General features: G+C 71.0%; 30 protein-coding genes, 2 pseudogenes and 2 riboswitches. Of the genes and pseudogenes, 15 read left to right on the top strand and 17 right to left on the bottom strand.

All coding sequences use genetic code 11. The annotated features are described in order from the left end of the window. Window positions 1-5 precede the first annotated feature (5 nt). The 3 genes from Gocc_RS02590 (at window position 6) to Gocc_RS02580 (ending at window position 1,719) form a co-directional block, all read left to right on the top strand. Window positions 6-980, top strand: a complete 975-nt coding sequence (locus Gocc_RS02590) for a zinc-dependent alcohol dehydrogenase family protein (RefSeq protein WP_114794951.1) — start codon at window positions 6-8, stop codon at window positions 978-980. 71 nt (window positions 981-1,051) lie between these two features. Next, a complete protein-coding gene (locus Gocc_RS02585) occupies window positions 1,052-1,342 on the top strand; it encodes a type II toxin-antitoxin system Phd/YefM family antitoxin (protein WP_422717969.1) in 291 nt (96 codons plus the stop codon). After that, window positions 1,339-1,719 (top strand): type II toxin-antitoxin system VapC family toxin, encoded by a 381-nt coding sequence (locus tag Gocc_RS02580; protein WP_114794950.1) that lies wholly within the window; start codon window positions 1,339-1,341, stop codon window positions 1,717-1,719. The genes Gocc_RS02585 and Gocc_RS02580 overlap by 4 nt, the downstream gene beginning before the upstream one ends. Before the next feature lie 7 nt (window positions 1,720-1,726). Here Gocc_RS02580 and Gocc_RS02575 read toward each other — a convergent pair whose 3' ends face one another. The 5 genes from Gocc_RS02575 to Gocc_RS02555 all read right to left on the bottom strand — a co-directional run bounded on the left by Gocc_RS02575 (window position 1,727) and on the right by Gocc_RS02555 (window position 5,979). Further along, window positions 1,727-2,776 carry an NAD-dependent epimerase/dehydratase family protein gene (locus Gocc_RS02575; protein WP_114794949.1) on the bottom strand — a complete coding sequence of 350 codons (1,050 nt, stop codon included), beginning with the start codon at window positions 2,774-2,776 and terminating at the stop codon, window positions 1,727-1,729. Then, window positions 2,773-4,092, bottom strand: a complete 1,320-nt coding sequence (locus Gocc_RS02570) for a copper resistance CopC/CopD family protein (protein ID WP_114794948.1) — start codon at window positions 4,090-4,092, stop codon at window positions 2,773-2,775. The genes Gocc_RS02575 and Gocc_RS02570 overlap by 4 nt, the downstream gene beginning before the upstream one ends. After that, window positions 4,089-4,673, bottom strand: coding sequence for a hypothetical protein (locus tag Gocc_RS02565; RefSeq protein WP_114794947.1), 585 nt, complete (start codon window positions 4,671-4,673; stop codon window positions 4,089-4,091). The genes Gocc_RS02570 and Gocc_RS02565 overlap by 4 nt, the downstream gene beginning before the upstream one ends. Further along, complete coding sequence (locus tag Gocc_RS02560) at window positions 4,657-4,953, bottom strand: hypothetical protein (protein WP_114794946.1); 297 nt, start codon at window positions 4,951-4,953, stop codon at window positions 4,657-4,659. Before Gocc_RS02560 ends, Gocc_RS02565 begins: the two co-directional genes overlap by 17 nt. A 339-nt stretch (window positions 4,954-5,292) precedes the next feature. Continuing rightward, entirely contained in the window at window positions 5,293-5,979 is a 687-nt protein-coding gene (locus Gocc_RS02555; RefSeq protein ID WP_114794945.1) for a zinc metallopeptidase, read from the bottom strand. A gap of 103 nt (window positions 5,980-6,082) precedes the next feature. Beyond that, a riboswitch (SAM riboswitch) is annotated at window positions 6,083-6,205 on the top strand. A 108-nt stretch (window positions 6,206-6,313) separates the two neighbouring features. On the opposite strand from Gocc_RS02555, the gene Gocc_RS02550 reads away from it, so the two are divergent. From Gocc_RS02550 to Gocc_RS02520, 8 genes are all read left to right on the top strand, one after another. Further along, window positions 6,314-7,612 carry an O-acetylhomoserine aminocarboxypropyltransferase/cysteine synthase family protein gene (locus tag Gocc_RS02550; RefSeq protein ID WP_114794944.1) on the top strand — a complete coding sequence of 433 codons (1,299 nt, stop codon included), beginning with the start codon at window positions 6,314-6,316 and terminating at the stop codon, window positions 7,610-7,612. An 8-nt stretch (window positions 7,613-7,620) separates the two neighbouring features. Beyond that, window positions 7,621-8,745, top strand: coding sequence for a homoserine O-acetyltransferase MetX (gene metX / locus Gocc_RS02545; protein WP_114794943.1), 1,125 nt, complete (start codon window positions 7,621-7,623; stop codon window positions 8,743-8,745). Window positions 8,746-8,791: 46 nt separating this feature from the next. After that, a riboswitch (SAM riboswitch) is annotated at window positions 8,792-8,915 on the top strand. Between the two features lie 76 nt (window positions 8,916-8,991). Next, entirely contained in the window at window positions 8,992-10,632 is a 1,641-nt protein-coding gene (locus Gocc_RS02540; RefSeq protein ID WP_114794942.1) for a nitrite/sulfite reductase, read from the top strand. Beyond that, the gene (locus Gocc_RS02535; RefSeq protein ID WP_114794941.1) at window positions 10,629-11,414 is read left to right on the top strand and encodes a phosphoadenylyl-sulfate reductase; all 786 of its coding nucleotides are present in this window, start codon (window positions 10,629-10,631) and stop codon (window positions 11,412-11,414) included. Before Gocc_RS02540 ends, Gocc_RS02535 begins: the two co-directional genes overlap by 4 nt. Next, window positions 11,407-11,880 carry a hypothetical protein gene (locus Gocc_RS02530; RefSeq protein WP_114794940.1) on the top strand — a complete coding sequence of 158 codons (474 nt, stop codon included), beginning with the start codon at window positions 11,407-11,409 and terminating at the stop codon, window positions 11,878-11,880. The genes Gocc_RS02535 and Gocc_RS02530 overlap by 8 nt, the downstream gene beginning before the upstream one ends. A 1-nt stretch (window position 11,881) precedes the next feature. Continuing rightward, window positions 11,882-12,445 (top strand): precorrin-2 dehydrogenase/sirohydrochlorin ferrochelatase family protein, encoded by a 564-nt coding sequence (locus Gocc_RS15915; protein ID WP_181813301.1) that lies wholly within the window; start codon window positions 11,882-11,884, stop codon window positions 12,443-12,445. Beyond that, window positions 12,442-13,164, top strand: coding sequence for a uroporphyrinogen-III C-methyltransferase (gene cobA / locus Gocc_RS15910; protein ID WP_181813300.1), 723 nt, complete (start codon window positions 12,442-12,444; stop codon window positions 13,162-13,164). Before Gocc_RS15915 ends, cobA begins: the two co-directional genes overlap by 4 nt. Further along, window positions 13,164-14,333 (top strand): aminotransferase class I/II-fold pyridoxal phosphate-dependent enzyme, encoded by a 1,170-nt coding sequence (locus tag Gocc_RS02520; RefSeq protein WP_114794938.1) that lies wholly within the window; start codon window positions 13,164-13,166, stop codon window positions 14,331-14,333. Before cobA ends, Gocc_RS02520 begins: the two co-directional genes overlap by 1 nt. Window positions 14,334-14,357: 24 nt before the next feature. Here the strand turns inward: Gocc_RS02520 and Gocc_RS02515 are convergent, their stop codons facing one another. Further along, a complete protein-coding gene (locus Gocc_RS02515) occupies window positions 14,358-14,585 on the bottom strand; it encodes a hypothetical protein (RefSeq protein ID WP_114794937.1) in 228 nt (75 codons plus the stop codon). A 310-nt stretch (window positions 14,586-14,895) separates the two neighbouring features. On the opposite strand from Gocc_RS02515, the gene Gocc_RS02510 reads away from it, so the two are divergent. After that, the gene (locus Gocc_RS02510; protein ID WP_181813299.1) at window positions 14,896-16,263 is read left to right on the top strand and encodes a helix-turn-helix domain-containing protein; all 1,368 of its coding nucleotides are present in this window, start codon (window positions 14,896-14,898) and stop codon (window positions 16,261-16,263) included. A 360-nt stretch (window positions 16,264-16,623) separates the two neighbouring features. Here the strand turns inward: Gocc_RS02510 and Gocc_RS02505 are convergent, their stop codons facing one another. The 5 genes from Gocc_RS02505 to Gocc_RS15905 form a co-directional block, all read right to left on the bottom strand. After that, window positions 16,624-16,905, bottom strand: a complete 282-nt coding sequence (locus Gocc_RS02505; protein WP_114794935.1) for a hypothetical protein — start codon at window positions 16,903-16,905, stop codon at window positions 16,624-16,626. 6 nt (window positions 16,906-16,911) lie between these two features. Beyond that, the gene (infA, locus tag Gocc_RS02500; RefSeq protein ID WP_220150426.1) at window positions 16,912-17,133 is read right to left on the bottom strand and encodes a translation initiation factor IF-1; all 222 of its coding nucleotides are present in this window, start codon (window positions 17,131-17,133) and stop codon (window positions 16,912-16,914) included. A gap of 96 nt (window positions 17,134-17,229) precedes the next feature. Continuing rightward, entirely contained in the window at window positions 17,230-17,436 is a 207-nt protein-coding gene (locus Gocc_RS02495) for a cold-shock protein (RefSeq protein ID WP_114794934.1), read from the bottom strand. A 290-nt stretch (window positions 17,437-17,726) separates the two neighbouring features. Further along, window positions 17,727-17,885 carry a DUF1059 domain-containing protein gene (locus Gocc_RS02490; protein WP_114794933.1) on the bottom strand — a complete coding sequence of 53 codons (159 nt, stop codon included), beginning with the start codon at window positions 17,883-17,885 and terminating at the stop codon, window positions 17,727-17,729. 10 nt (window positions 17,886-17,895) lie between these two features. Then, a complete protein-coding gene (locus Gocc_RS15905) occupies window positions 17,896-18,045 on the bottom strand; it encodes a hypothetical protein (RefSeq protein WP_181813298.1) in 150 nt (49 codons plus the stop codon). Between the two features lie 45 nt (window positions 18,046-18,090). On the opposite strand from Gocc_RS15905, the gene Gocc_RS02485 reads away from it, so the two are divergent. From Gocc_RS02485 to Gocc_RS02475, 3 genes are all read left to right on the top strand, one after another. Then, a complete protein-coding gene (locus Gocc_RS02485; RefSeq protein WP_147281161.1) occupies window positions 18,091-18,819 on the top strand; it encodes an AfsR/SARP family transcriptional regulator in 729 nt (242 codons plus the stop codon). A gap of 711 nt (window positions 18,820-19,530) precedes the next feature. Beyond that, a complete protein-coding gene (locus Gocc_RS02480) occupies window positions 19,531-20,010 on the top strand; it encodes a hypothetical protein (protein WP_114794931.1) in 480 nt (159 codons plus the stop codon). 591 nt (window positions 20,011-20,601) lie between these two features. Beyond that, the gene (locus tag Gocc_RS02475) at window positions 20,602-21,480 is read left to right on the top strand and encodes a hypothetical protein (protein ID WP_147281160.1); all 879 of its coding nucleotides are present in this window, start codon (window positions 20,602-20,604) and stop codon (window positions 21,478-21,480) included. 141 nt (window positions 21,481-21,621) lie between these two features. Here the strand turns inward: Gocc_RS02475 and Gocc_RS16860 are convergent, their stop codons facing one another. The 6 genes and pseudogenes from Gocc_RS16860 to Gocc_RS02450 form a co-directional block, all read right to left on the bottom strand. Next, window positions 21,622-21,843, bottom strand: a complete 222-nt coding sequence (locus Gocc_RS16860) for an SDR family NAD(P)-dependent oxidoreductase (protein ID WP_181813297.1) — start codon at window positions 21,841-21,843, stop codon at window positions 21,622-21,624. Then, the gene (locus Gocc_RS02465; protein ID WP_114794928.1) at window positions 21,834-22,391 is read right to left on the bottom strand and encodes an SDR family NAD(P)-dependent oxidoreductase; all 558 of its coding nucleotides are present in this window, start codon (window positions 22,389-22,391) and stop codon (window positions 21,834-21,836) included. Before Gocc_RS02465 ends, Gocc_RS16860 begins: the two co-directional genes overlap by 10 nt. Continuing rightward, complete coding sequence (locus tag Gocc_RS17045; protein WP_422717974.1) at window positions 22,381-22,815, bottom strand: flavin reductase family protein; 435 nt, start codon at window positions 22,813-22,815, stop codon at window positions 22,381-22,383. The genes Gocc_RS02465 and Gocc_RS17045 overlap by 11 nt, the downstream gene beginning before the upstream one ends. 78 nt (window positions 22,816-22,893) lie before the next feature. Next, window positions 22,894-24,107 (bottom strand): annotated as a pseudogene (locus Gocc_RS17040) (styrene monooxygenase/indole monooxygenase family protein); the annotation flags it as partial. Between the two features lie 3 nt (window positions 24,108-24,110). After that, window positions 24,111-25,334, bottom strand: a complete 1,224-nt coding sequence (locus tag Gocc_RS02455) for a styrene monooxygenase/indole monooxygenase family protein (RefSeq protein WP_114795146.1) — start codon at window positions 25,332-25,334, stop codon at window positions 24,111-24,113. A 9-nt stretch (window positions 25,335-25,343) separates the two neighbouring features. Then, window positions 25,344-26,136: pseudogene (locus Gocc_RS02450) on the bottom strand (SDR family oxidoreductase). Window positions 26,137-26,147: the final 11 nt, after the last annotated feature.

The following is a 26,147-nucleotide window of genomic DNA, read 5'->3' as shown; positions in this document are numbered from 1 at the left end:
GGGTGATGAGGGCGATGGTGCTGCAGTCGCCCGGCAGCCCGCTCCGCTCCAGGGAGCTGCCCGACCCCGTTCCCGGCCCCGGCCAGGCGCTGTTGCGCGTGCGCGCCTGCGCCGTCTGCCGCACGGACCTGCACATCGTCGACGGCGAGCTCCCGCCGTCCAGGCTGCCGCTCGTGCCGGGACACGAGATCGTCGGCGAGGTGATCGCGAGCGCGGGGCGCTTCGCGCCGGGCACACGCGTCGGCGTCCCCTGGCTCGGCTGGACGTGCGGTGCCTGCCCCTACTGCGACAGCGACCGGGAGAACCTGTGCGAGCGGGCGCGCTTCACCGGCTACGACCTCGACGGGGGATACGCGGAGCTCGTGACGGCGGACGAGCGCTATTGCTTCCCGGTTCCGGATGACTATTCCGACCTGCAGGCTGCGCCGCTCCTGTGCGCCGGCCTGATCGGCTACCGCGCCCTCGGGATGGCCGCGGACGCGCGCGCCGTCGGGCTCTACGGCTTCGGCGCGGCGGCGCACATCGTCTGCCAGGTCGCCGCCGGCCGCGGCCAGACGGTGTTCGCGCTCACCCGCCCGGGCGATGCGCCGGCGCAGGAGCTCGCCCGCTCGCTGGGAGCCGCCTGGGCGGGCGGCACGGACACGGGGCCGCCGGACGAGCTCGACGCCGCGATCATCTTCGCCCCGGCAGGCGACCTCGTGCCGGTCGCGCTCGGCCATGTCCGCAAGGGAGGTGTCGTCGTCTGCGCGGGCATCCACATGAGCGACATCCCGTCCTTCCCGTACGCGTTGCTGTGGGGGGAGCGCGTCCTCCGCTCGGTCGCGAACCTGACGCGCGCCGACGGGGAGGGCTTCCTCCGGCTCGCCCCTCTCGTTCCGGTGCGGACGGAGGTCGAGGCCGTTCCGCTCGAGCGGGCGAACGAGGCGCTCGCACGACTCCGCTCCGGCGACGTCCGCGGCGCCCTCGTGCTCGTGCCGTAACGGCGACGCACGACACGCGGCGCGCGGGAATATGATAGAGTCCGGTCAGACTAGACTTAGTCTAGTCCATTATGGCCATGCCCGAACAAGTCAACATCCACGAAGCGAAGACGCATCTCTCCCGGCTCGTCGAGCGCGCGGCCGCAGGGGAGGAGATCGTGATCGCTAAGGCCGGCGAGCCCCGGGCGCGGCTCCTTCCGCTCGAGCGGCCCAGCGGACGGCGGCGCGGCTACGGATCGATGCGCGGGAAGATCTGGCTCGCGGACGACTGGGACAGCGACGAGACGAACGAGATGATCGCGCAGCTGTTCTGGGGTGCGAGCGACCCGGAGACCCCCGACGCAGTCGACGATGAGCGGTGAGGCTGCTGCTCGACACGAACGCGCTGCTCTGGTGGCTCGAGGGCTCGCGACGGCTCTCCCGCGCCGCCGTCGACGCGATCGACGACGTGGCGAACGAGGTTCACGTGAGTGCGGCGAGCGCGTGGGAGATCTCGACGATGGCGCGCCTCGGCAAGCTGCGCTTCACGGGCAGCCTCGCCGCTCGCCTGGAGAAGTTCGACGTGCGGCCCCTCGCGGTCACCGTCGAGCACGGCTGGGCGGCGGGCACGCTGCCGCCTGTCCATCGCGACCCGTTCGACCGGATCCTCGTCGCACAGGCCCAGCTCGAGGAGCTGGTCGTCGTCACGGCCGATCCGGTGTTCGCGCGCTACGGCGTCGCCGTCTTCGCGACGGCCTAGGAGCGTGTCAGCTGACGCGCTTCAGCAGGCCGAGCGCCTGCTGGTTCCACGGCACCCGGTGCGTGGTCCCGGCCCGGCGCATCTCCGTACGGTGCTCGAGATACCAGTCGTAGGTGGCGCACAGCGTCTCGGCGTTCGAGAGCCGCGGCTCCCAGTCGAGCCGATCTCGGGCCTTCTCGATCGAGACGAACGAGTCCCTGTGCGCGGTGCGGTAGTGCCACTCGGCGAGCGGCGACAGGCGCGCGAGCTCGAGCGCGCGCAGCACCACCTCGGCGGGTCTGACGGGCAGCGGCCACAGCCGCGATCCCGAGCCGGCGTGGTCGATCAGCGCCTGCAGGTCGTCGCGCACCGTGCCGAAGTGTCCCGCCCCGATGTTCAGCGCCTCACCGGCGACCGGTGCGTCGAAGCTGCGCACGACCGCCTCGACGAGATCCTCGACGGCGAGCAGCTGGTAGCGGTTGGCGCCGTCGCCGAGAACGGGGATGCGGCGCCCTTCGCGGATCCAGTCGAACAGGATCTCGAACACGCCGAGCCGCTCGGGGCCGACGAACGTCTTCGGCCGCACGATCACCGTGTCGAGCCCCCGCCGGCCGAAGGCGGCGCACAGCGCCTCGGCCTCGATCTTCGACGCGCCGTACCAGCCGACGCCGACCAGCGGGTCGTCCTCGACGATCGGGTGCCGCTCCGGCACGCCGTACACGGCGGTGGACGAGATGAGCACGACGCGGCGCACACGCGCTTCGAGGGCCGCCCCCAGCACGGTCGCGGCGCCGTCGACGTTGACGGAGCGAATCGCCTCCCGTGAGGACTGGATCGGCAGCGCCGCGGCCGCGTGCACGACAACGTCGGCGCCGCGCACGAGCGCTCTCGCGTCGCGCTCGTCTCGCACGTCGCCGCACACCTCCTCCATGCGCCCTTCGCGGACGGCGCGCTCGAGCCCGGGATCATCGAGCGGCGCGACGTCGAGGGTGCGGACGTCCGCGCCGTCGGCGAGCACGCGCCGGGCGAGGTGCAGGCCGAGGAAGCCGGCGCCTCCCGAGATCGAGACCAAGGTCACCGCGGCAGCGTACTGGCACTCAAGACGGGGGCAGGCGGCCCACTCGGCGGCGGCTGCTGGTTGGCGAGCACCGCAGCCACGAGGAGCACCAGCAGCGCCACCGTGCTCTCGCCCGCGAGACTGCGGCGCAGCCCACCCGGCGCCGGCTCACCGTGCTCGAGCCGCGGGCGCACGAGGAAGTGGTGGGCGGCGCCCCAGCCGAGCGCCACGAGGACGATCGCGAGCTTGAGCAGCAGCACGAGCCCGTACGAGGTCGACCAGAGATCCGACAGCTGCGGCAGCCGGATCACCGCGAGGTACGTCCCTGCCAGCACGAGCACGGCGACGAGCACGGTGGCAAGCCGCGAGAAGCGGAGGAAGGCCCGGGCCCGTAGCTCCGGTGCAAGCGGCCACACGCACGCGATGAGCCCGACGAGGCCGCCGATCCAGAGCGTCGCCGCAAGCAGGTGGAGCCAGTCTGCGAACTGCGTCAGCCACGTCGCGTTCGGCTCGGTCGCCTGATGGCCCGACAGCGACACGCCCGACGCGAACAGCGCGCCGGCGACGAACGCGGGCCACAGCAGCCGGCTCCAGTCGAAGATCCAGAAGAGGAGCACGAGCGCGGCAACGGCGCCGAACCCCATCGTCGTGACGACGAAGGCGAGGCCGAACCGGGTCTTCGTCGCAAACGGGGACAGGTCGCCGAAGAGGAGGTCGACGAACGGGAGCTGCAGCGCGTTGCTGGCGCGGATGACGAAGGCGGCGATACCGATGTCGACGGCGGCGAACGCGCCGATCACGCTCAGCAGCGACAGCCGGTTGGCGAGCGCCGCAGGAAGGGGTTCGCGCAGGACGAGCAGCCTGAAGCCGAGCAGTCCTACGAGCAGTGAGAGCGCGCCGAGGTACCCCCAGCGGGCCGCATCGTCTCGCCAGGATGGCCCGACGGCGCCGACGGCCTGCGAGGGTGGCGGCGGTTCGACGCCGACGCCGAAGTTGAAGACGCCCGCCGTCGTGTGGCCGTCGGAGCCGGTTGCCCGCCAACGCACGGTGTACGTCCCGCGCGCAAGCGGCCGCAGCGCGATGCGCACGAGCTTGCCGCGGTCGAACAGGGTCGAAGTGCCCGCGAGCTGCCTCCCGTCCGCGGCGAACACCTCGATCGCGCGCGGCGTGATCGTGACGGACTCGTTGAAGGTGAGCGCCACCGCTGCCGGCGCACGATCGACGCGCGCCTGGACGCCGGGGACGGAGCTCTTCAACGTCGCGTGCGCGGATGCCGACGCAGGCGCCGCGAGGACGGCCAGCGCGGCGAGCGCGGCGAGCGCGGACGGGCGCCTCATCTGCCCGGGCCGCCCGCGAGGTTGGAGAGATGCCCGAAGATGGGCGCGACGTCGCGGTCGGCGAACAGCATCACCGCGACGACGATCCAGGTGAGCGCGAAGCCGCCGCGCCAGATCGGCCGCTGCGGCCGCAACGCCTCGCCGACGGGGAACAGCGCCGCGGCGATCAGCGTCCAGCCGAGCGCGTGGTGCAGGAACGCGGCCCTCGAGAACAGCCAGGTGTTCTGCTCGTGCAGGATGAAGGAGGTGCCGGAGATCACCATCGCCGTCGCCGTGACGAGCGCCCAGGCTGGGCTTGCGAGCTTGCCGCGCACGACCGCGAGCTGCACGGCGCCCGCCACCATCGCCGCCTGCGCCCACGCCGCGTGGGCGAGCACGTGCAGGGTCGAGCTGGTGAAGAAGCCGACGACCGGCCACAGCATGACCCCGAGCACGAAGGCGAGCGCCGGCCACAGGTAGGCACGCCAGGGCCGCTTGCGGAACACGTCGGTGCCGACGATCACCTCGGCGAGCAGGATCAGCCCGAGGAGCAGGAACCCCGCGCCGAAGGCCCAGTGGACGATCTCAGCCCTCGGGGTCACCGTCTCCCCGCATGTCCTCCGCGAGCCCCGGCGCGACCGCGAGCGCGAACAGCAGGCCCACGGAGATCACGAGCAGCGGCGGCTGCACGAGGTAGTCGTAGAACCCCTTTCCCGCACGGTCGAGGAACACGATGCGGTACGGCTGCAGGACGGCCCAGACGATGCCGCCGAGGACGGTCAGCGGGCCGAGCAACTCAACGGCGAGGATGCGTGCCGAACGGCGTCGGATCCGGTCAGGTTGTGCCCCGCGCTCGAGCGGGCCTGCAAGCTCCGAGCTCATACCGCCTCCCCAGACATCCTCGTTCCCAGTCCCTTGCAGTCTGCACATCCGGCCTTCGGCGCCGCAACCCGAGCCGGATGCGCACGTGCGGCGGCGTCTGCCGCACACTATGCGCGTCGCATGCACCGCGCCGTCGCAGCGCTCGTGTCGTTGCCGGCAATCTCCGGCGCGATCGGCGTCATCGTGGCTTCCGCGAGCAGCTCGGCCGGCGGGCTACCGGCGTACACGAGCGGCCACGCGACGTGGCCGCCGCTCAACGCGAAGCCCGTGCGGGGCGGGTCTCCCGCGCAGAGCGGCGTCGAGAGCGTCTACCGCAGCGAGGCGAATCTCGGCGGGTCGCTAGTTCCGGTTGCCGAGGAAGGCGAGAGCGTAGTAGGCGAGCTGCGAGAGCGCGGCGAGCGCGCCGGCGACGTAGGTCATCGCTGCGGCCGTGAGCACGTTGGAGACACCCTTCGACTCGCCCGAGGAGACGAGGCCGAGGCCGTGCAGCTGCTGCTTGGCGCGACGCGACGCGTCGAACTCGACGGGCAGCGTCACGAGCTGGAACAGCACGACGACCGCGTAGAGGACGATCGCGATCTTGACGAGACCGAACAGGCCGAGCAATGCTCCGCCGATCAGCAGCATGATCCACGCGCTCGATGCGAAGGACACGGCCGGGAACATCGCACTGCGCAGCCTGAACGGCGCGTACGCCTTCTCGTGCTGGATCGCGTGCCCGACCTCGTGCGCGGCGATGGCCGCGGATGCGACGGCGTTCCCGTCGTACACGCCCTGGGAGAGGTTGACCGTGCGCTTGCGCGGGTCGTAGTGGTCGGAGAGCGGACCGCCGGGCGCCGCCTGCACCGGAACGCCGTGGAGGCCGTTGCGGTCGAGGATCATGCGCGCGACCTCCGCGCCGGTCATCCCGTTCGCGACCCGCACCTGCATCTGCGCCGCCACCGTCTTCTTCAGCCACCCCTGCACGAGGAAGCCGATCAGAAGCGGCGGGATCAGGAACGCGAGATAGAGGCCGAATCCACTCATACGAGAGAAAGGATACCAAGCGGGGGCGCCGCACGGAGCGGCCCGCGCCCCGAGGAACCGCCACGCGGGCCGCCCTCGTGTGTTACTTTCCAAAGTGAAGCGTTGACCATCACGAGCGGTTCAGGGATCTGGCCCGACGACACCGCCGCAACCGGGACGACCGTCCGTCAGGTGCGAACTCCAGCCGCGAGCCGGCCGTCCCGGGCGGTGAGCGGGAAGATGGAAGGCGCAGCACCCGCCGCCGGCGGGAGCACTGGAGGCCCGGGACTCGACGTCAGGGGCCTTCGCCGTTCCCGGGACACCACCATCGCCGGCAGGCGGAGAGGAGCGCTTCATGAGCGACCACAGGCCCGAGACGATCGCACTGCACGGAGGGCAGGTGCCCGACCCGACGACCGGGTCGCGCGCGGTGCCGATCTACCAGACGACCTCGTACGTGTTCGAGGACACCCGGCACGCAGCCGACCTGTTCGCGCTGAAGGTGCCGGGCAACATCTACACGCGGATCATGAATCCGACCTGGGACGTGTTCGAGCAGCGCATCGCCGCCCTCGAGGGCGGCGTCGCGGCCGTCGCGACCGCATCCGGGCAGGCCGCGGTGACCTACGCCGTGCTCAACGTCGCCCGCGCGGGCGACAACATCGTCTCCGTCTCGACGCTGTACGGCGGCACCTACAACCTGTTCGCGCACACGCTGCCCCAATACGGCATCGAGGTGCGCTGGGTCGACGCGGACGATCCCGCGGCGCTGGCGGCGCTCGTCGACGAGAACACGAAGCTCGTGTTCGCGGAGACGATCGGCAACCCGAAGCTGAACGTCGTCGACATCCGCGCCTGGGCCGACGCCGCCCACGCGCTGGGCCTGCCGCTCGTCGTCGACAACACGGTGCCGACGCCGATCCTCTGCCGCGTGTTCGAGCACGGCGCCGACGTCGCCGTGCACTCGGCGACGAAGTACATCGGCGGGCACGGGACGACGATCGGCGGCGTCGTCGTCGACTCCGGCAACTTCGACTGGACGGCCCACGCGGAGCGCTACCCCGGCCTGACGCAGCCGGATCCGTCCTACCACGGCGTCGTCTGGGCGGATGTGCTCGGGCCGGCGGCGTACATCGGCCGCGTGCGCACCGTCCTGCTGCGAAACACGGGAGCGGCGCTGTCGCCGTTCAACGCGTTCCTGCTCCTGCAGGGACTCGAGACGCTGCCGCTGCGCATCGAGCGCCACTCGTCGAACGCGCTCGCCGTTGCCCGCCATCTCGCGCAGCACGACGCCGTCACGTGGGTGAGCTACCCGGGCCTCGACTCGAGCCCGTACAAGCCGGTCGCCGACCGCATTCTCGCCGGCGGCTACGGCGGCCTCGTCACGTTCGGCATCGCGGGCGGGCGCGAAGCGGGCGAGGCGTTCATCGAGAGCCTCGGCCTGTTCAGCCACCTCGCGAACATCGGCGACGCGAAGTCGCTCGCGATCCACAACGCGACGACGACGCACTCGCAGCTGAACGAGGCGGAGCTCGAAGCGTCGGGGGTGACCCAGGACACCGTGCGGCTCTCGGTGGGGATCGAGCACATCGACGACATCGTCGAGGACCTCGACCAGGCGCTCGCGAGGGCGGCCGTGCCCGCGGCCGCCTGAGACGCGACGTGCCCGGCTCGTTCGGATACGTCGAGACGCGGCGGGTCGTCCTCTTCACGGAGGACGACCCGCTCGTGCTTTCCTCCGGGGCGACGCTCGCCCCGGTCGAGGTCGCCTACGAGACGTACGGCACGCCGGCGCCGGACGGATCGAACGCCGTCTTCGTCTGCCACGCGCTCACCGGCGACGCGCACGCCGCCGGCCACCACGGCGACCCGGCGCGGACCGGCTGGTGGGACACGCTCATCGGTCCGGGCAAGCCGATCGACAGCGAGCGGCTGTTCGTGATCTGCCCGAACCTGCTCGGCGGTTGCCGCGGCACGACCGGCCCGTCGTCGCCCGATCGGACGACGGGGCGACCGTACGGCCTCCGCTTCCCCCACTTCTCGGTCTCCGACCTCGTGGCCGTGCACCGGCGCCTGCTCGCGCACCTCGGCATCCGGCGCCTCTACGGCGCGGTCGGGGGCTCGCTCGGCGGCATGCAGGTGCTGCAGTGGGCGCTCGACCGCCCGGGCGAGATCGAGCACGCCGTGCTCGTGTGCGCGTCGTCGCGGCTCACGGCCCAGAACATCGCCCTCTCGGCGGTCGCCCGGGCGTCGATCCTCGGCGACGAGCACTTCTGCGGCGGCGACTACTACGACAGCGGGCGCAATCCCGACGTCGGGCTCTCCGTGGCGCGCATGCTCGCGCACATCACGTACGTGTCCGAGCGGGGCCTGGAGCTCAAGTTCGGGCGCGGGCGCCTGCGCGAAGCACCCACCTTCGGCGTCGACTTCCAGGTCGAGAGCTACCTCGAGCACCAGGGGCGGAGCTTCCTCGAGCGCTTCGACGCGAACTCGTACCTCTACCTCTCACGCGCGATGGACTACTTCGACCCGTTCGCGGACGAGGAGGGCGCCGTCGAGCGGCTCCGCGACTCGGGCACGCGCTTCCTCGTCGTCTCGTTCGACTCGGACTGGCGCTTCCCGACGGCGCACTCCGCCGAGATCGCACGCGTGCTCGAACGGGCCGGCTGCACCGTGCAGCTCGAGGAGGTGTCCTCGCCGTGGGGTCACGACTCGTTCCTGCTCGAGGTGCCGCGCTACCACGAGCTCGTCGCGGGTTTCCTGGGCGCCGCCGTGGCCGTCCGCTGACGTTACTTGTATTTCGGAAGTATCGTTGCTATACATTCAGAAGCGTTAGCCATCGCGAGCGGTAGAGGGACCTGGCCCGACGACACCGCCGCAACCGGGACGACCGTCCGTCAGGTGCGAACTCCAGCCGCGAGCCGTCCGACCCGGGGCGGCAGACGGGAAGATGGCGAGGCGCAGGCGCCGCAGGCGCCGTCCAGGGCTCCGGGACACGGGGCCCTCGTCGTTTCCGGGGACGAGGAGGTCGGCATGGCGCAGGGCGCCCGGACGGTGATGGAGGAACCCACCCTCGAGCTCGTGCTCAGGCGCAACCCGCAGGAGCGGCTCAAGCGCGAGAAGAGCCCGCTCGTGATGCTCGACGAGCTGCCGGCGCTGATCGCGACCGGCTACGCCGACATCGCCGAGGAGGACATCGTGCGGCTGAAGTGGTGGGGCCTCTACCACGACAAGCCGAAGGTCGGAACGTTCATGCTGCGCATCAAGCTGCCGGCCGGGCGCATCACGCCGCAGCAGCTGCACGCCGTCGGCGAGCTCTCGAACGAGCACGGCCGCGGCGCGGGAGAGCTGACGACCCGCCAGACGATCCAGCTCCACTACCTCGAGCTCGCCTCCCTCCCCCTGGTGTTCGCGCGTCTGCGCGACGTCGGGCTGACCACGGTCGGCGCCTGCGGCGACGCGGTGCGCAACGTGACCGGCTGCCCCGTCGCCGGCCTCGCCCGCGACGAGCTCTTCGACGTGACGGAGCTCACGGCCGAGATCACGTCGTTCTTCTACGGCAACCCCGACTACTCCGACCTGCCGCGCAAGCACAAGATCACGGTGGCCGCGTGCGCGCACCGTTGCAACGCGCCGGAGATCAACTGCATCTCGCTCGTCGGCGCGTTGCGCGACGGCGCGCCGGGATTCGCGGTGCTCGTCGGCGGCGGCCTCTCCTCCGTGCCGCGCCTCGCGCGCGAGCTGGGCGTGTGGGTGCGTCCCGACGAGGCGCTGCCCGTGCTGCGGGCCCTCCTCGACGCGTGGAAGGAGGATCTGCGCTACCGCATCTCGCGGGTGAAGGCGCGGATGAAGTTCATGGTCGACGACCGGGGCGCCGACGGGATGCGCGCGGAGGTCGAGCGGCGCCTCGGCTACGCGCTGCCCGACTTCACGCTGCCCGCGCTCGAGCGCGAGCCGTCCGACCACATGGGCGTCGAGCCCCAGCACGAGCCGGGGACAAGCTCCGTCGGGGCGCCCGTGCACCTGGGCCTGATCTCGGGCGACCAGATGATCGCCGCGGCCCGTCTCGCCGGGGAGGGCGACGTCCGGGTCACGCGCCAGCAGAACCTCGTACTCACGGGCGTGTCCGACGGCGCGCTCGACGACGTCGTCTCCGGGCTCGCCGAGATCGGCTTCCCTGTCGATGCGAACCGCCTGCGCGGCAGCTCGATCGGCTGCACGGGCGAACCGCACTGCAACTTCGCCGTGACCGAGACGAAGAGCCGCCTCGGCCGCCTCATCGAGCACCTCGAGGGGCGCTTCGGCGACGACGTCGCCGGCCTGCGCCTCCATCTCGACGGCTGCCCGCACGCCTGCGGGCAGCACTGGGTCGGCGACATCGGCTTCCAGGGCACGACGGTGCGCGACGCCGAGGGCAAGCGCCGCCAGGCCTACGACGTGCTGCTGCGCGGCGCGCTCGGGCCGCAGGCTGCGATCGGCCGGCCCGTCTTCCGCCGCGTACCCAGCGAGGAGCTCGACGCGGCAGTCGAGGGCCTGGTCGCGGGCTGGCTCGGCGGCCGCGACGGCGGGGAGAGCTTCCGGTCGTTCTGCGACCGCCACACGGACGACGAGCTCGGCGTCCTCATCGGCCGGGAGCCGGCCCGATCGCGCCGGGAAGAAGAGGAGGCAGCATGAGCGTCGATCTCATCGACGAGCTGGAGGCCGGCGAGCTGTCGGTCGAGTTCGAGGGGCAGGAGCCCTGGGAGGTGCTCGAGTGGGCGATCGAGCGCTTCGGAGGAGGGCTCGCGCTCTCGACCGCGTTCCAGGAAGGCGACGTGGCGCTGATCGACATGGCGTACCGGATCGATCCTGCCGTCCGTGTGTTCTCGATCGACACGGGTCGCCTGCCGCAGGAGACGCACGACCTCGTCGAGCAGCTGCGCGACCGCTACGAGGGCCTGCGGCTCGAGCTGCTCTCCCCCGACGCCGCGCAGGTGCAACGGCTCGTCGACCGCCACGGGCCCAACCTCTTCTACCGCTCCGTCGAGCACCGGCTCCTGTGCTGCAACGTTCGCAAGGTGCAGCCGCTCACGCGCGTGCTCGCGGGGCTCGACGCGTGGGTGACCGGCCTGCGGCGCGACCAGTGGGCGTCGCGCTCCGACATCCGCAAGGTGGAGATCGACCACGACCACGGCGCGATCGTGAAGCTGAACCCGCTCGCCGAGTGGTCGGAGGAGGACGTCTGGGACTACCTGCGCCGGTACGACGTGCCCACGCACGCCCTCTACGCCCAGGGCTATACGTCGATCGGCTGCCTGCCGTGCACGCGGCCGGTCGCAGCAGGCGAGCCGGTGCGGGCGGGGCGCTGGTGGTGGGAGACCGGCGCGCCGAAGGAATGCGGCATGCACTGCGCGATCGAGACCGGCGGCTTCGAGCACGAGCTGCACGCGATCGTCGGGGAGGACAGGCATGAGTGAGCACGGAGCCGGGGAGGGCATCCGCCTGTCGGAGGCCGAGCGCGAGGTGGCGCTCGCCGAGACGCGGGCGGTGCTCGACGCCGCCGCGCGCCCGCAGACGCGCAGCGAGCTCTCGTCGCTCGAGCTCGCGCTCGAGCAGGGCGTGCTCGACGAGAGCCACGCGACCTCGCTCGAGCGCATCGTCGAGCTCGGCCTGCAGGCGGGCCGCATCCGCGCCGTCTACGGGCCGCCCGGCGAGCAGGCGGCGCTGCGCCTGTACCGCAAGCTGCCGCGGGGCGCGGCCCTGGCCGAGAGCGCGAGGGAGGTGACCGACGCGCTCGCGTCCCTGCGCGGCCGCGCGCTCGAGAGCGCGACGCTGACGGCGATCGGCCCGGGATCGTTCACCCTCTCGTTGACGACCGACGAGGCGTCGCTGTCCGTCCGCCTCGACCGCCAGGGCGCGCGGCTCGCGTCGGTGGAGGTTTGACGTGGACGGCCCGCGCTACTACATGGCGTGCCTCGACCTGACCGGGCGCAGCGTGCTCGTCGTCGGGGGCGGCCGGGTGGCGCTCGAGAAGGTCGAAGGGCTGCTCGCGTCCGGCGCCGACGTCACCGTCGTCGCTCCGCAGGTCGTGCCCGAGCTCACGCGGCTCGCCGTGACGCTCGTGCGGCGCGGGTACCGCAGCGAGGATCTGGACGGGCGCTTCCTCGTCGTCGCCGCCACCTCGACGACCTCGGTGAACCGCCGCGTGTTCCGCGACGCGGAGGCGCGCGCGCAGCTGTGCAACGTCGTCGACGTGCCCGAGCTGTGCTCGTTCATCCTCCCCGCCGTGCACCGGCACGACCCGATCGCGGTCGCCGTCTCGACCGGCGGCGCCTCCCCCGCGCTCGCCCAGCGCCTGCGCGACGAGATCGCCGCGGTCGTGCGGCCCGAGCACGCCGACCTCGCGCGGCGGCTGCGCGCGTTGCGGCCGTTCGCGCAGTCGCACTTCGCCACCTACGAGGAACGCAAGGCGTACTTCGCCGGCCTCGTGGCCGAGGCGCTCGGGTGAGCGTGCACCTCGTCGGCGCCGGCCCGGGCGATCCCGGCCTGATCACCGCCCGCGGGCTCGAGCTCGTCCGCTCGTGCGACGTGCTCGTCGTCGACGAGCTCGTCGCGCAGGAGCTCGTCGCCGAGGCGCCGGAGGAGGCCCTCGTCGTCTCGCGCGCCGGCATGGGGCAGGAGGAGATCAACCGGCTGCTCGTCGCCTACGGCTCGGCCGGCTTCGACGTCGTGCGGCTGAAGGGCGGCGACCCGTTCGTGTTCGGCCGCGGCGGCGAGGAGGCGCTCGCGCTCGCCGAGGCGGGCGTCCCGTTCGACGTCGTCCCGGGGGTCTCGTCGATCGCGGCCGTGCCGGCCGCGGCGCTGATCCCGGTGACCCATCGCGGTGTCGCCGACCGGGTCACGATCGCGAGCGGCCACGGCGCGGGCGGCGGCGAGCCCGAGTACGGGGCGCTCGCCGCGGCCGGCGGCACGCTCGTCCTCTTCATGGGCCTGGAGCGGCTGCCGCGGCTGTGCGCGGGCCTCGTCGCCGCGGGGCTGCCGGGCTCGACGCCCACCGCGGTCGTCTCGCGCGGCACGCTGCCCGACCAGGAGACGGTGACCGGCACGCTCGCCGATGTGGCGGGTCTCGCGGAGGGACTCGCCTCGCCGGCGCTCGTGGTCGTCGGCGACGTCGTGTCGGTGGGAGTGAGCCTCGACGCGGCCGCGTCTGCGAGACTCGTCGCGTAGTGGAGTTCCGCCGGGTCGACAGCCTTCCCCCCTACGTGTTCGCGGTCATCCGCGACCTCACGCTCGAGCTGCGCCGCGCCGGCGACGACGTCGTCGATCTCGGCTTCGGCAACCCCGACCTCCCCTCGCCCGTCCTCGCCGTCGAGAAGCTCGCGGAGGCGGCTCACAATCCGCGCAACCACCGCTATTCGGCCTCGAAGGGGATCCCGAACCTGCGGCTCGCGTGCGCGAACCTCTACCGGCGCACCTTCGCGGTCGAGCTCGACCCCGAGACCGAGGTGCTGAACACGATCGGTGCCAAGGAAGGGCTCTCGCACCTGATGTGGGTGCTGCTCGAGCCGGGTGACTCGGCTCTCGTACCGAGCCCCAGCTACCCGATCCACATCCACGCGCCGATCCTCGCGGGCGCCTCGGTGACACGCGTGCCGATGGGCGCCGACGAGGATCTGTTCGCGAACCTGGAGGAGGCGTGGGAGCGGGCGCAGCCGAAGCCCCGCGTCGTCATCCTCTCCTTCCCGCACAACCCGACGACCGCCACCGTCGACCTCGCGTTCATGCAGCGCGTCGTCGACTTCGCGCGCGAGCACGAGCTGCTCGTGGTGCACGACTTCGCCTACGCCGACCTCGCCTTCGACGGCTACGCGCCGCCCTCGATCCTGCAGGTGCCGGGCGCCCGCGAGGTGGCGGTGGAGCTGTACACCCTGACGAAGTCGTTCTCGATGGCGGGCTGGCGGGTCGGCTTCGTCGTCGGCAACCGCGACGTCGTCGCGGCGCTGGCCCGGCTCAAGTCGTGGCTCGACTACGGCACCTTCCAGCCGATCCAGATCGCGGCGATCGTGGCGATGAACGAGCTGCCCGGCTACCCGCGGGAAGTGGCGGCGATCTACCAGTCGCGCCGCGACGCGCTCTGCGACGGGCTCGAGCGGGCGGGCTGGTCGTTCCCGCGGCCGAAGGGGACGATGTTCGTGTGGGCGCCGATCCCCGAGCGCTTCCGCCCGCTCGGCTCGCTCGCGTTCGCGGAGAAGCTGGCGCGCGAGGCGAGCGTGGCCGTCTCGCCCGGCATCGGCTTCGGCGCTGACGGCGACGCGTTCGTGCGCTTCGCGCTCGTCGAGAACGAGCACCGCATCGGCCAGGCCGTGCGCGGCATCCGCAAGCTGCTCGACGCCTGATCCTGGACGAACCGGCTCGCTCGCTCATGGGCCGTCCGACCGGATCTCGACCACGATCTCACCGCGACCGGGGAGCTCGCGCACGTAGACGCAGCGTGTGTCGGCTCCGACCGGGTCGAGCCCGAGCACCTGGTACTGCGCTCCCTCGACCTCCACGATCTCCCCGACGGGCAGCTCCCCCGCGTCCACGCGGCGCCGGAGATACGCGGCCAGCGGATCGTCGCCGGACGCGGGCGCCCGCGCGAGCCTCACTGCCGCGTGGCGGAGAGCGGGCGCCGGGCGCTCCCTCCGCGGGCCGCGATGCTGCCGTCCGTCGGCGTGCGGGGACCGCCGACGCCGCTGCGATGGTGCCCTGCCCGGCCTGCGCTCGGCATCCTGCGCTCCTCCTCGACGCTCACGTGACGGAAGAGCACGATACCGATGTCAGATCTCCACGACGACGGGGATGGTCATCGGGCGGCGTTCGCCGAGCCCGTGCACGCGGGCTGCGAGGTCGTCGTGGACGATCGCTCGCAGGTGCCGCGCTCGCCCGCGGACGTCGCTGCCTCCATACTTCCCGTTGATGGCTACCAGCGACGGTGGACGAGAGGACGGCGGAGCGGCCCCCGGCATCGCCGCCGTGGCGGCGGCGCCTGCGCCGGTGGGCGAGCGTGTTCGCGCGTTGCGCGTGGCGGCGCGGATGACGCAGACGCAGCTCGCCGCCGGCCGCTTCTCGAAGGAGTACATCAGCCAGGTCGAGCGCGGCAAGACGCGCCCGACGGCGGAGACGCTGGAGTGGCTCGCCGGGCGGCTCGGGACCGACATGGAGTTTCTCGAGCAGGGCGTGAGCAGGGCCGAGCTCGGGCAGGCCGAGTCCGCGCTCGCACGCGCCGAGGCGCTCTCGGAGAGCCACCGCTACGAGCGGGCGATCGAGGAGTTTCGCGACGCGGCGGCCCTCGTCGAGAGCGCGGGACTGCCCGCGCTCTCTCTGCGCGCGCTGCGCGGCGAGGCGTGGGCGCATCTGCAGAAGGGCGACCTGGGCGCGGCGGAGTCGCTGCTCGCGCGGGCACGAGATCTCGTGCAGGGCGCGGGGTTCACCGGGGTGGACCGCGCCGACCTGCTGTTCCTGCTCGGTGTGCTGTCCTACAAGCGCTCCGACGTGGTGAGGGCGGTCGAGCTGTTCGCCCGCGCGCTCGCGCTGGCCGAGCGCTCCGGGCGCGCGTGCGACGGCCTGCGCTCGGACATCCACCACTGGCGCTCGCGTTGCCGCCGCCGCCAGCGCGACTGGGAAGCGGCCCGCGAGGACACCGAGCGCGCGCTCGAGCTCGCCGAGGATCTCGGCGATCCGCGCCGCTCGGCCGACGCGTACTTCCAGGCGTCGCTCGTCGCGGAGCGGCAGGGGAACTGGCTGCTCGCGCGGCAGCACGCCGAACAGGCGATGGCGCTGTTCGACGAGCTCGGCGACCGGGCGAACGTCGGCCGTCTCCTCAACAACCTCGGCGGCATCGCCCACCTGCTCGGGAACTCCACCAGGGCGGTCGAGCTGCTGAACCGCTCGTTCGAGATCGCCGTCGAGACCGGCCTCGCCCCGGACGCCGGCCACGCGCTGTGCTCGCTCGCCGAGGTCCACCTCGCCTGCGGCGAGGCCGCGGCGGCGGAGCGCGACGCACGCAAGGCACTGCGCCTGCTCGCAGGCCGCGTCGACTACCTCCACGAGATCGGCATCGCGGAGCTCACGCTCGGGCACGCGTTGCTGAAGCAGGATCGGCCCGACGAGGCCGAAGCGTTCTTCTCGGCGGCGCAGACGAGCTTCGCGCGGATCGGCTCGGTCAGCCATCAGGCCGCCGCCGCCGCCGCCCTCGGCGACCTCGCCGGCTACCGCGGCGACACCCGCGCCGCTGCCCGCCGCTACCGGCAGGCAGCAGAGGCGCTGCGCGACTCGCCCTTCTAGAGCGCCCCACGGACGGCGATCCGCCGCGTCGAGCCGGCAGCCGCGATATCACCACAAAGGGGGTCGAGGCATCCCCCGCGCGCGCCGACGATCAGACACGGGCCGCCCTCGCACACAGAAACCCCAGGGAGCGGCACCGCACTCCGGCCTCTACGCGGAAAGGACGCATCCGATGCACAAGGGCACCCTCCTGTACGTCGTCGTCGCGCTCGCCTCGTTCCTCGCCGTCCTCGGCGGCGGCTTCGTCGACGGCAGCTAGGAAAGCGGCACGAAACCCCCGGGCCGGGGCTCTCCCCTCGCGGGAGCACTCCGGCCCGGAACACCACCGCGGAGATCGCCGGGACGCCTGCGGCGTCGCCGTCAGAGGCCTGCCGAGAGACGTTCGCGGAAAGCCCGTCGGAGCTCGTCGACGGAGCCGCTCGCCAGCGTGCGGTCCGTGAGCTCCTCCTGCTCTGCCCGGTCGAACAGGTCGAGGAAGGCGCTGATCTTGGGCTCGGGCCGCGTCGGCCTGCTTCCCGGCCGCCACCCGCTGCGCCGCTCCAGTTGCAGGAGATCGGCACGCTCGGCGCCGGTGAGCGTCGGCTCGTGACGAGCGAGCAGGCCTGCGAGCTCGGCGCGCAGCTCCTCGGCTCGGTCGGCCATGCGGAGCTACCGCAGCCGGTAGACGATGCGACCGCGGTCGAGGTCGTACGGGGAGAGCTCGACCCGCACGCGATCGCCGGGGAGCATCCGGATCCTGTAGCGCTTCATCCGTCCGGCGGTGTAGCCGATCATCTCGTGGCCGTTGTCGAGCCGGAGCCTGAACATCCGGTTGCGGAGGGACTCGGTGATCTCCCCCTCCATCTCGATCTTCTCTTCCTTGACGGCGATGGCGCAGCTCCTCTCGGTCGGATCGGGTTTGCTCGAGCAACAGGCGGGAGCGGCGCCCGTGGCCGCCGAGGCGGCCACGGGCTTCCAGCAGCCCTGCTACGCGATCACGGTGACGTTGGTCGCCTCCGGGCCCTTCGCGCCCTCGCGGGCCTCGAACGACACCTTCGCCCCCTCCGGGAGCGACTTGAAGCCGTCACCAGCAATGTTGCTGTGATGCACGAAGAGGTCCTTCGACCCCTCGGCGGGCTCGATGAAACCGAACCCCTTCGCATCGTTGAACCACTTCACGGTTCCTTCTGCCATGGAAATACACCTCCCACCACTTGTTCACGAACGCATTGGGAAGGCGCACACGCGCAGACCGAACTCGCTCTCGCTGCAGATCACGATAGCAGCAGCCGGCGGACGAGCCCGATCCCGGCCCGGCGCTCGGGGTGAGGGCGAGGCATTCGCGTCGCGCTGCTGACCGTCGACGACGGCATTCACCCGCCCGCGGGTGGCTACCGGGCCAGGCGGTCGCCGCGCTCGCCGACCAGGGGGCGCTCGGGGCAGCCCGTGAGGCGCCCGTGATGCCGAACGCCGGGTTCCTTCGGTCAGGTCTCCTCCGCCATCGCGAGGACGTCATCCCGGGTGAGCTTGCCGACGAGGTCGGGGTGGTGGCGGTCGACGTGCGCGGTCACGTTCTCGACCAGCTCGTCGTCGTCCTCGCCGCGGATGATCTCGCCGCACTCGCAGTTGACCAGCTTGGGCATCTTGCACCTCTCAGTAGGTAAGGACGCGGTCGTGTTCGAACGTGAGCTCGACGAGCTTCGCAGGTGAGGCCGCCTCCGCGAGGCCGTCCGGCTCGAAGCCGAGCGCCGCACGCGTCGGATCCTCCGGCCCTTTCGTGCGGTGGATCAACAGTTTCGCCATGCCGCGATTGTGCGACGGCACGCTTGCGGATACCTTGGCGGAACCTTGGAGGCGAGGATCCAGCTGTGCGGCAGGCTCGTCGCGAGGCTGGGAGGCGAGCGCGTCGACGACCGGCTTCCGGGACGACAGGGCCGGCACCTGTTCGCCTACCTGGTCGTCAATCGCCTGCGCCCGACCAGCCGGGCAGAGTTGATGGACGCACTCTGGCCCGGGGAGGTGCCGCCCGCGGCCGACTCGGCGCTGAGCGCGCTGCTCTCGAAGCTGCGCCGGATCGTCCCGATCGAGAGCCGTCCAGAGCCGCAGATCGTTCTCCCGGCGCACGCCTTCGTCGATCTCGAGGCCGCCTTCGAGGCGGTCCATCGCGCCGAGTCGGCCACACGCCGGGGCGCCTGGGCGGATGCCTGGGCACCCGCGCGCGTCGCGCTGCACACGGCCTCGCGCACCTTCCTCGCCGGAGACGACGCCCCCTGGATCGAGGAACGGCGCCGGCAGCTCGAAGCGGTGCGCATCGGGGCGCTCGAATGCGTCGCCGAGGTCGGAATCGGACTCGGCGGCCCGGAGCTCGACTCCGCGATCCGCGCGGGCCGCGCCCTGACCGAGCTGGCGCCCCTGCGCGAGAGCGGCTACCGCCTGCTCATGCGCGCGCTCGACGCAGACGGCAACCGCGGCGAAGCGCTCGCCCTGTACGACCGGCTGCGCACCACCCTGCGCGAGCAGCTGGGGGCGACACCGAGCCACGCCGCGCGGGAGCTGCACAAGGCGATCCTCGGATAGCAGCGCCTTGCCGGCGGCGTCCTCTCATCGAGACGGCCTCGCGGAGCCGGCCGTATCGACGACCGGGCCCCGGTTCCCGGTAAGGCCACGGCGCAGCGCTCGCCGGCGCCGATGCACAGGCGCGCTCACATCCGACCTCGATCGCCGCGCCGGGACAGATGAGCATGCTCTCGCGCTCGCCTGCGTCTCGCTCCTCGCCCCGGTTGCCGTTCCGACCGTCGCCCTGCAAGGGCAGCGGCGAGACGGAGGGAGCCGGCACTGCGCGTGCCCGGCCGGAGCAGCGCTCGACCCTACGGGGCCCTGTGCACGAGGGCCGTCGCGTCGAAGCCGACGCGCGGATTCGAACCGCGGACCCCTTCATTACGAGCCACGGGATTTGCGAGGCGGAATCCCTGTAAATGGCCATCTCGAGTAGCCGGAACGAACGCGTGAACCCGCTGTGACCCGGGGATGCAGCTGCGCGGTACTCGCGGCTGGATCGGTGTCGAGCGTTGCCTATGATAGTGGCCGTGCCCCAGGTGCTCCCGGCTGATCATCCGACCGCTGTTGCTTTCCTCGATGAGACCGGTGCGATCGCGAGCGATCGGATCTTCGCGGTCGGCTGTCTCAAGGTTGTCGAACCGGCGGATCTTCTTCGGCCGGTACAGAAGCTGAGGGATCGGCGGCATTGGTACGACGAGATCCACTGGTGTCGACGCGACGCGAGAATCGGTGCCGTTCTACAAAGAAGTGATCGACATCGTGCGCGGTGCACCGGGCGTCAGATTCTCGTGCTTCGTCGCTGACCGGCAGATGGCAGACCCTGTCAGCCGCTTCGGCAGTCCGTGGGCCGCCTACGAGCGACTCGCGGCTCAGTTGCTGATCGGAAGCATCCAGCCCGACGAGCTCGTGTGCGTTCTCGCCGACGAGTACTCGACCCCTGACCACGTGTGCTTCGAGACGGATGTTCGAGAGTCCGTCAACTCCCGGCTCGGGAGACTCGCGGTGACGAGCGTGTGCCGGCTCGACTCCCGTGCGGCGGTGCCGCTCCAACTCGTGGACATGCTGACCGCCGCCGTCGGTTCGAGTTCAGGCAGGCGCTTGGCCTTGCCGGGACGAGGTCTCCGAAAGCGGAACTCGCACGCTACGTGCGCGAGGCATACGGCGTACCGTCGTTCCTCCCTGGAATCGATCGTAGAGGCATCAACGTGAAGACGACCAGCATCGAAGCCGGATCGCAGGCTCTGCTTGATCTTCACCGCCCGCCGGCTACACTACGAGTGCGGGTGAGGGCCCCTGGCCGTCAGCCCGCTCTTCTTTTCCCTGCCTCGTGGTGTGTTCGCGGAAACCCGCGAGCGCAGTAGCAGCCCGGCAGCCCGATCAGCAGAGCCGGTCACGCGGGGATTCGAACCGCGGACCCCTTCATCACGAGGGATCGCCGGGGTGGGAAGGCGAGTCCATCGCGGGGTACGCGAGGGTCGGCCGTGGTCGCACGGCTTCGCCCGCGTAGGGACGGCGCGCAGAAAATGCCTGAAAACAGGTACTTTTGGAGGGTGCGTGGGATCTCGACGTCGGCTCGTATACGAACTCCGCGCTGAACCGCGCGCGACGCCGAGATCCTACCCACCCTGCCAAGGCCGTAGTAACTCGCTGGGTCTAGAGAGGACTTCGGAGTCGAAAAGTGTCCGGAAACGCGCGACGGCCCCTCTCAGGGCCGTCCCGCAATCACTGGATACCTGCCAGCCCTCTGGGCCGCTAGGTTCCCTCGCAATATAGCACCGCCTGGGTCAAAGTAAACCCCCCATGCCCGATCACATCTTCAGCACGGCCCGTCTTCGAGGCTACCGCGTTCTTCAGGATGCTGGACTTGGTGACGCAGTAGCGCTTCAGCTGCTCAACAGCGTCATCGCCGGGAGGTTGTGGCTTCCCTTCTCACTGATTGAGATCGCGTTCCGTAACGCCGTTGATCGAACTGTGTGCGACAACCACCCGGCGGGCGAGGACTGGCTCGTTGCTTCAGGTAGACGAGAAGACGGCTTCGTAGCTCTCGAGGTTTCCGGTCATCTTGCCCTCAGCGGGATCCGGGACGACGGCACTCAGGACGATCCGATCGCGGAGGCGGCTCGCATGGCGCGCCGGCAGCTCGGCCGCGACGTTGTCTCACGGGATGATGTCATTGCACATCTCATGCTTGGTTTCTGGGTACACAGATGCCCGAAGGCGCTACTGGCCGACTCAGGCGTAGACATGTGGAAGCTGGTTGCATCCAACTACTCCGCCCCTCTTGATTCTGCCGAGGAGCTCGCGAAGGTCATGGCGAAGCTCCTGCGCATGAGGAACCGGGTCGCCCACCACGAGGCATTGTTGTTCCGCGCGAAGCACGTGTTTAGGCGCAATGGAGAGGCCAAGCAGGGTGCTGACCTCGTGACTTCTTTGCTCAGCGCGATTCCGCCGTTCCTGAAAGAAGTCGAGCTTACCGTGCGTACCGCCGAGATCCTTGCCCCCATGGCGACCAAGTCACTTGCGTCGGTTCTCGACAACGTGCGGGCAGACATAGGCCCGATTGAGGCCTCCTTGACGGCCGAGCGTCGACGCCTGAGAGAAGTTCGTGACGCTCGTCTGGCCGCGCGGCTCGCCGAGCTCACGAGACGCGAGGAGGAGGGTCCTTCGCAGGCCGCGTAGCAGCACCGACGGCAAAGCCGTGCGCCCACCCGCCCGCGTCTCCCCCTCCGGGCGGGCCGGCTTGGGGAGTCCGGACGAGTTCTCGGATCTCCGCTGCTCGCCCATAAGGACGCCCCCGGGGGCACGCCGCGATTGCAGATCTCAGGCGAGCGTGTAGCCGCCGTCCACCGGAACGACCGCGCCCGTCATGTACGACGCGGCGTCCGAACAGAGGAAAGCGACCATGGTAGCAACCTCTTCGGCGGCGCCCACGCGACCGAGGGGGTGCAGGCTAACCATGTGCTCCCGCGCTGCAGGGTCGGTCATCCAGTCGTTGAACCTCGCCGTGTCGATCGCTCCGGGCGCGACGACGTTTAGGCGCACCTTCGGCGCGTAGTCGAGCGCCGCCCCCGGGAGAGACCGATGACGCCGTGCTTGCTCGCGCAGTACGGCGAGATCCCCGGAGCGACGATGAGGCCCCCGACGGACGCGGTGTTGACGATCGCGCCGCCGCGGTCGATCAGCTCGGGGAGCTCGGCGCGCATCGAGCGCCAGATGCCCTTGAGGTTGACGTTCAGGATGCGGTCGAAGTCCACGTCGCTCTGCTCTGCGAGCGGGCGTGCGGGCCCCTGGATGCCGGCGTTGTTGAACGCGGCGTCGAGGCCGCCGTACCGTTCCACCGCCACCGCGACCGCCCGCTCGACGTCGCCGTCGTGGCCGACGTCCGCCTCGACGGCGGCCGCCTGGCGCCCTAGACCGACGAGCTCGTCGGCCAGTGCCCTCGTCGCCTCCATGTTCCGGCTTGCCAGCACAACCGCCGCTCCGAGCTCCGAGAAGAGACGGGCCGCGGCCGCACCGATCCCTACGCTCGCGCCAACGACGAGGACGACCTTGCCGTCGAACCGGCCGGTCAGGGAGGTCTCAGCGGGCATCGAGCTCCGGATGCCGCGTGGCGACGCGGTACGCCCCGGAGTGGAACACGAGCGGCTCACCGGGGAAGCTCTCGAAGCGCTCGACCTCGCCGATCACGAAGACATGATCTCCCGCCTCGACGTGCCGGGTGTTGCGGCAGACGAACCGCGCGAGCGCCCCCCTGAGCAGCGGGACGTCGCCCGGCCCGCTCTCGCAGTCCGCGTCGGCGAACTTGTCGTCGGCGCGGGTCGCGAACTGGCGCGACAGATAGTGCTGGCCTGCGCTGAGGACGTTGACGGCGAAATGGCTCGCGGCCCGGAACACCGGCATGCTCAGGGCATCGCGGTCGAGACACCAGAGGACGAGCGGCGGGTTGAGCGAGAGCGAGGTGAAGGAGTTCGCGGTGACGCCGGCGCGGCGGCCGTCCTCGTCCCGCGTCGTCACCACGGTCACGCCGGTCGCGAACTGCCCGATCGCGCGGCGGAGCCCACGCGCGTCGAGCCGCTCAGTCTCCTGCTCGCGCTTCGCCGCGATCACCCGGTCGGCCTCGACGGGGTCGAACCACCAGGGATAGAAGATCCGCGGGTCGTCGAAGCCGTTGACGATCGTCTCGGCGAGCCCCGGAATCTCCTGCACCGCCTCGAAGAGCCGCAGGACGTGAGGCTGCGGCGGCGCGAGCAGCACATCCGTCCATGACACGACCCACTGCGCGTACCCGCGCCAGTAGCGGTCGAAGGTGCGTTGCATGAACCGCTCGTCGAAGTCGCGGCCCTGCTCCAGGAGCGTCGCGAGATTGATCTCCGCGCACTTCGCTGCGTTGTTCGAGCTCTGGCCGGTGATCGGGTCATTGAGGATGACGGCGTCGCCATCCCGAGCACGGCCGCGCCGGACGGGAGCCGGCCCACGGGGCGCCCCACGGTCGGCGTCAGCCTGCCGGTCAGCACGCCGTTCGGATCGGTCAGCGCCACCTCACGACAACGCGCCGCCTCCCAGGGAAAGAAGCGCCCGAGGATCTCGAGTGACCTTGCGAGGTGCTCTGACGGCGAGCGGACGTCCGCCCAGCAGTCCATCGGCCCGCCGGGAATTCCCTCGAACACCATGATCTCGCACGGGCCGCTCGTCGTCAGGGCGGGGAACAGGAAGTACTCGCCGACCCCTGGCGCCAGCTTGGAGCACACCGCGGAGTGCTCCGGCCGGGGCTCCATTCCCGTCACGTAGGTGAGCGCCAGCACCCGCTGCGGCGTGTCGTACGGCGACTTCTCGGCGTCTCGCCCGAAGAGATTCGCGAGCGCGCCCTGTCCCGTCGCAACGACGACGAGGTCATGACTCCCCGCATACCGTTCGAGCCGCTCGAGATGGACCTCGCGAACCTCGACCTCGCCGCCCCGGCTGCTGAACTCCTCCATCCAGGCCGGAACCTTGAGCCGCTGGTCGACCGACTGGGCGGGCCAGTCAAGGCGTGCCGACCAGTCGATCGCCTTGCCGCGGTCCGGCGCCGGCACGGCGAATGAGATCCCTTCGACGTGCGGGCACGTGCCGGCCCACCCGTCGAGGTCGAGCGCTCGCTCGGTCTCGAGAGCGGTCTCGAACATGCACTGGCTCGAGAGCACAGGCCCCGTCGCAATCACCTCGGCTTATCGGTTCGACATGAGCGTCACCTCGTAGCCGGAGCCGAGGAGGCCGAGGCCGAGCTGGAGCCCGGACTGCCCCGCTCCGACGATGGCGACGCGCTGCACGGCTTACGTGGCCACAGCGGCCAGGTAGCGGCCAACCTTGTCCGGCTCCATGAACCAGTCGAAGTAGTCACGCGGATCGTTGAAGCCGTTGACGAAGCGGTCGGCGATCTCCTGGTGGTCATTCGCGGCGAGGAGCAGGTCGAGGATGTGCTGCGGCGGCGGCCCAAGCAGGGCGTTTGTCCAGCCGGTCACGTACTGCGCCTCGCCCCAGTAGCGCTCGAACGTCCGCTCCATGAAGCTGCGGTCGAAGGGCGCGTCGCCGTGCTCGCGGATGCTGGCAAGGTAGGAGGCGGCCGCCTTGCTTGCATTGTTCGAGCCCTGGCCCGTGACCGGGTCGTTGAGGACGACCGCGTCCGCCAGACCGAGCACGAGCGCACCGGAGGGCAACTCGCCCACCGGCTTCCTGACTGTCGGCGGGAAGCGGCCAACGAGGACGCCGTACTCGTCCGTGAGCTCGATCTCCCGGCAGCGCTCGGCCTCCCACGGGAGGAAGGTCTCGAGGATCCACCTGCTCTTCTCCAGGTGCTCGGCAGGGGCGGTGACGTCGCCCCAGCAGTCCATGGGCCCGCCGGGAATTCCCTCGAACACCATGATCTCGCACTTGCCGGTGGTCGTCAGCGCCAGAAAGACGAAGTACTCGCCGACCGTCGGGATCAGGTTGAAGGCGACCGCGGAGAACTCCGGCCGCGGAGTCATCCCGGTCACGTACGTCAGGGCCAGCGCCCGCTGGGGGGCGGCGTAGGGCGACCGCGAGGCATCCCGCGCGAAGAGCTGCGCGACTTCTCCCTTGCCTGCCGCGATGAGCACGAGGTCGTGGTCGCGCGCGTACTCCTCGAGATCCGGGACGGCGGCGTCGTGGAGGACGAGCTTTCCGCCCCGGCGCTCGAGCTCCTCCATCCACGCCGGCATCTTCACGCGCTGGTCGACCGATTGCGCGGGACGCTCGAGCCGCGCGGCCCAGTCGATCTTCTTCCCGCCGCCCGGCGCGGGCGCCGCGAGCGAGATCCCTTCGATGTCCGGGCACTCCTCGGCCCAGAAGTCGAGACCGAGGTCGCGCTCGTGCTGGAGCGCGGTGTCGAACATGCACTGGCTCGACATCACCCGGCCGGAGCGAATGTCGTCCGGCGTGCGGTTCGAGACGACGGTCACGTCATGGCCGTCCTGGAGGAGCCCGAGAGCAAGCTGGAGGCCGGCCTGGCCGGCTCCGACAATCAGGAACTTCGACATCGCGATCACCTACTCCATGAGTTTGGGAACGACGGGCTCGGCCTGCTCCGGGCCCCTGGCCGAATAGCCGCCGTCGGCGGCGTAGTCCGCCCACGTGACGACCGAGGCGTCGTCACTGCAGAGGAAGAGGACGACGTGAGCCACTTCCTCGGGGTCGCCGACGCGGCCGAGGAGATGGAAGGGTGCGGCGACGCGGTCGGTCTTGGCGCGGCCGTCTCCCGAGATCTCGACCATCACCTTGGACGACGTCCACCCCGGTGAGACCGAGTTGACGCGGCGTCCCGTCGGACGCGAGATCCATCGCCATGTTCCGGGTCAGCTGGACGAGGGCCGCCTTGCTGACGGGGTAGAGCCAGCGGCCGGCCTGCGCGACCTTCGCCGAGATCGACGTGAGGTTGACGATCGCGCCTCGCCTCTTCGCGGCCATGTGCGGGCGCACCGCCTTCGTCATCATCGCCGTGCCGACGACGTTGACGTCGAGCAATTCGAGCCAGTCCTGCCGCCCCGACGCGGCGCCCTCGTCAACGTACGAGCAGGCGAGGTTGACGAGGACGTCGACGCCGCCGAAGCGCTCGACGGTGTCGGCGACGCACCGTTCGATCTGCCCGTCGTCCCGGATGTCGGTCGCGGAGAAGAAGACGCGGGCTCCGAGCTCGCGCGCGAGCGAGTCGCCGCCCGCGGCGTCGATGTCCGCGACCACGGCGCTCGCGCCCGCCTCGTGGAAGGCCCGGACGACCACCTGGCCGATCAACGTGGCGCCGCCTGTGACGATCGCCGTCCCGTCCCTCAGTCCCCGTGGTATCACCTACCTCC

Source organism: Gaiella occulta (assembly GCF_003351045.1).
GTDB lineage: Bacteria > Actinomycetota > Thermoleophilia > Gaiellales > Gaiellaceae > Gaiella > Gaiella occulta.
The sequence above is the reverse complement of the archived record's forward strand: the minus strand, read 5'-3'. Positions and strand labels throughout refer to the sequence as shown.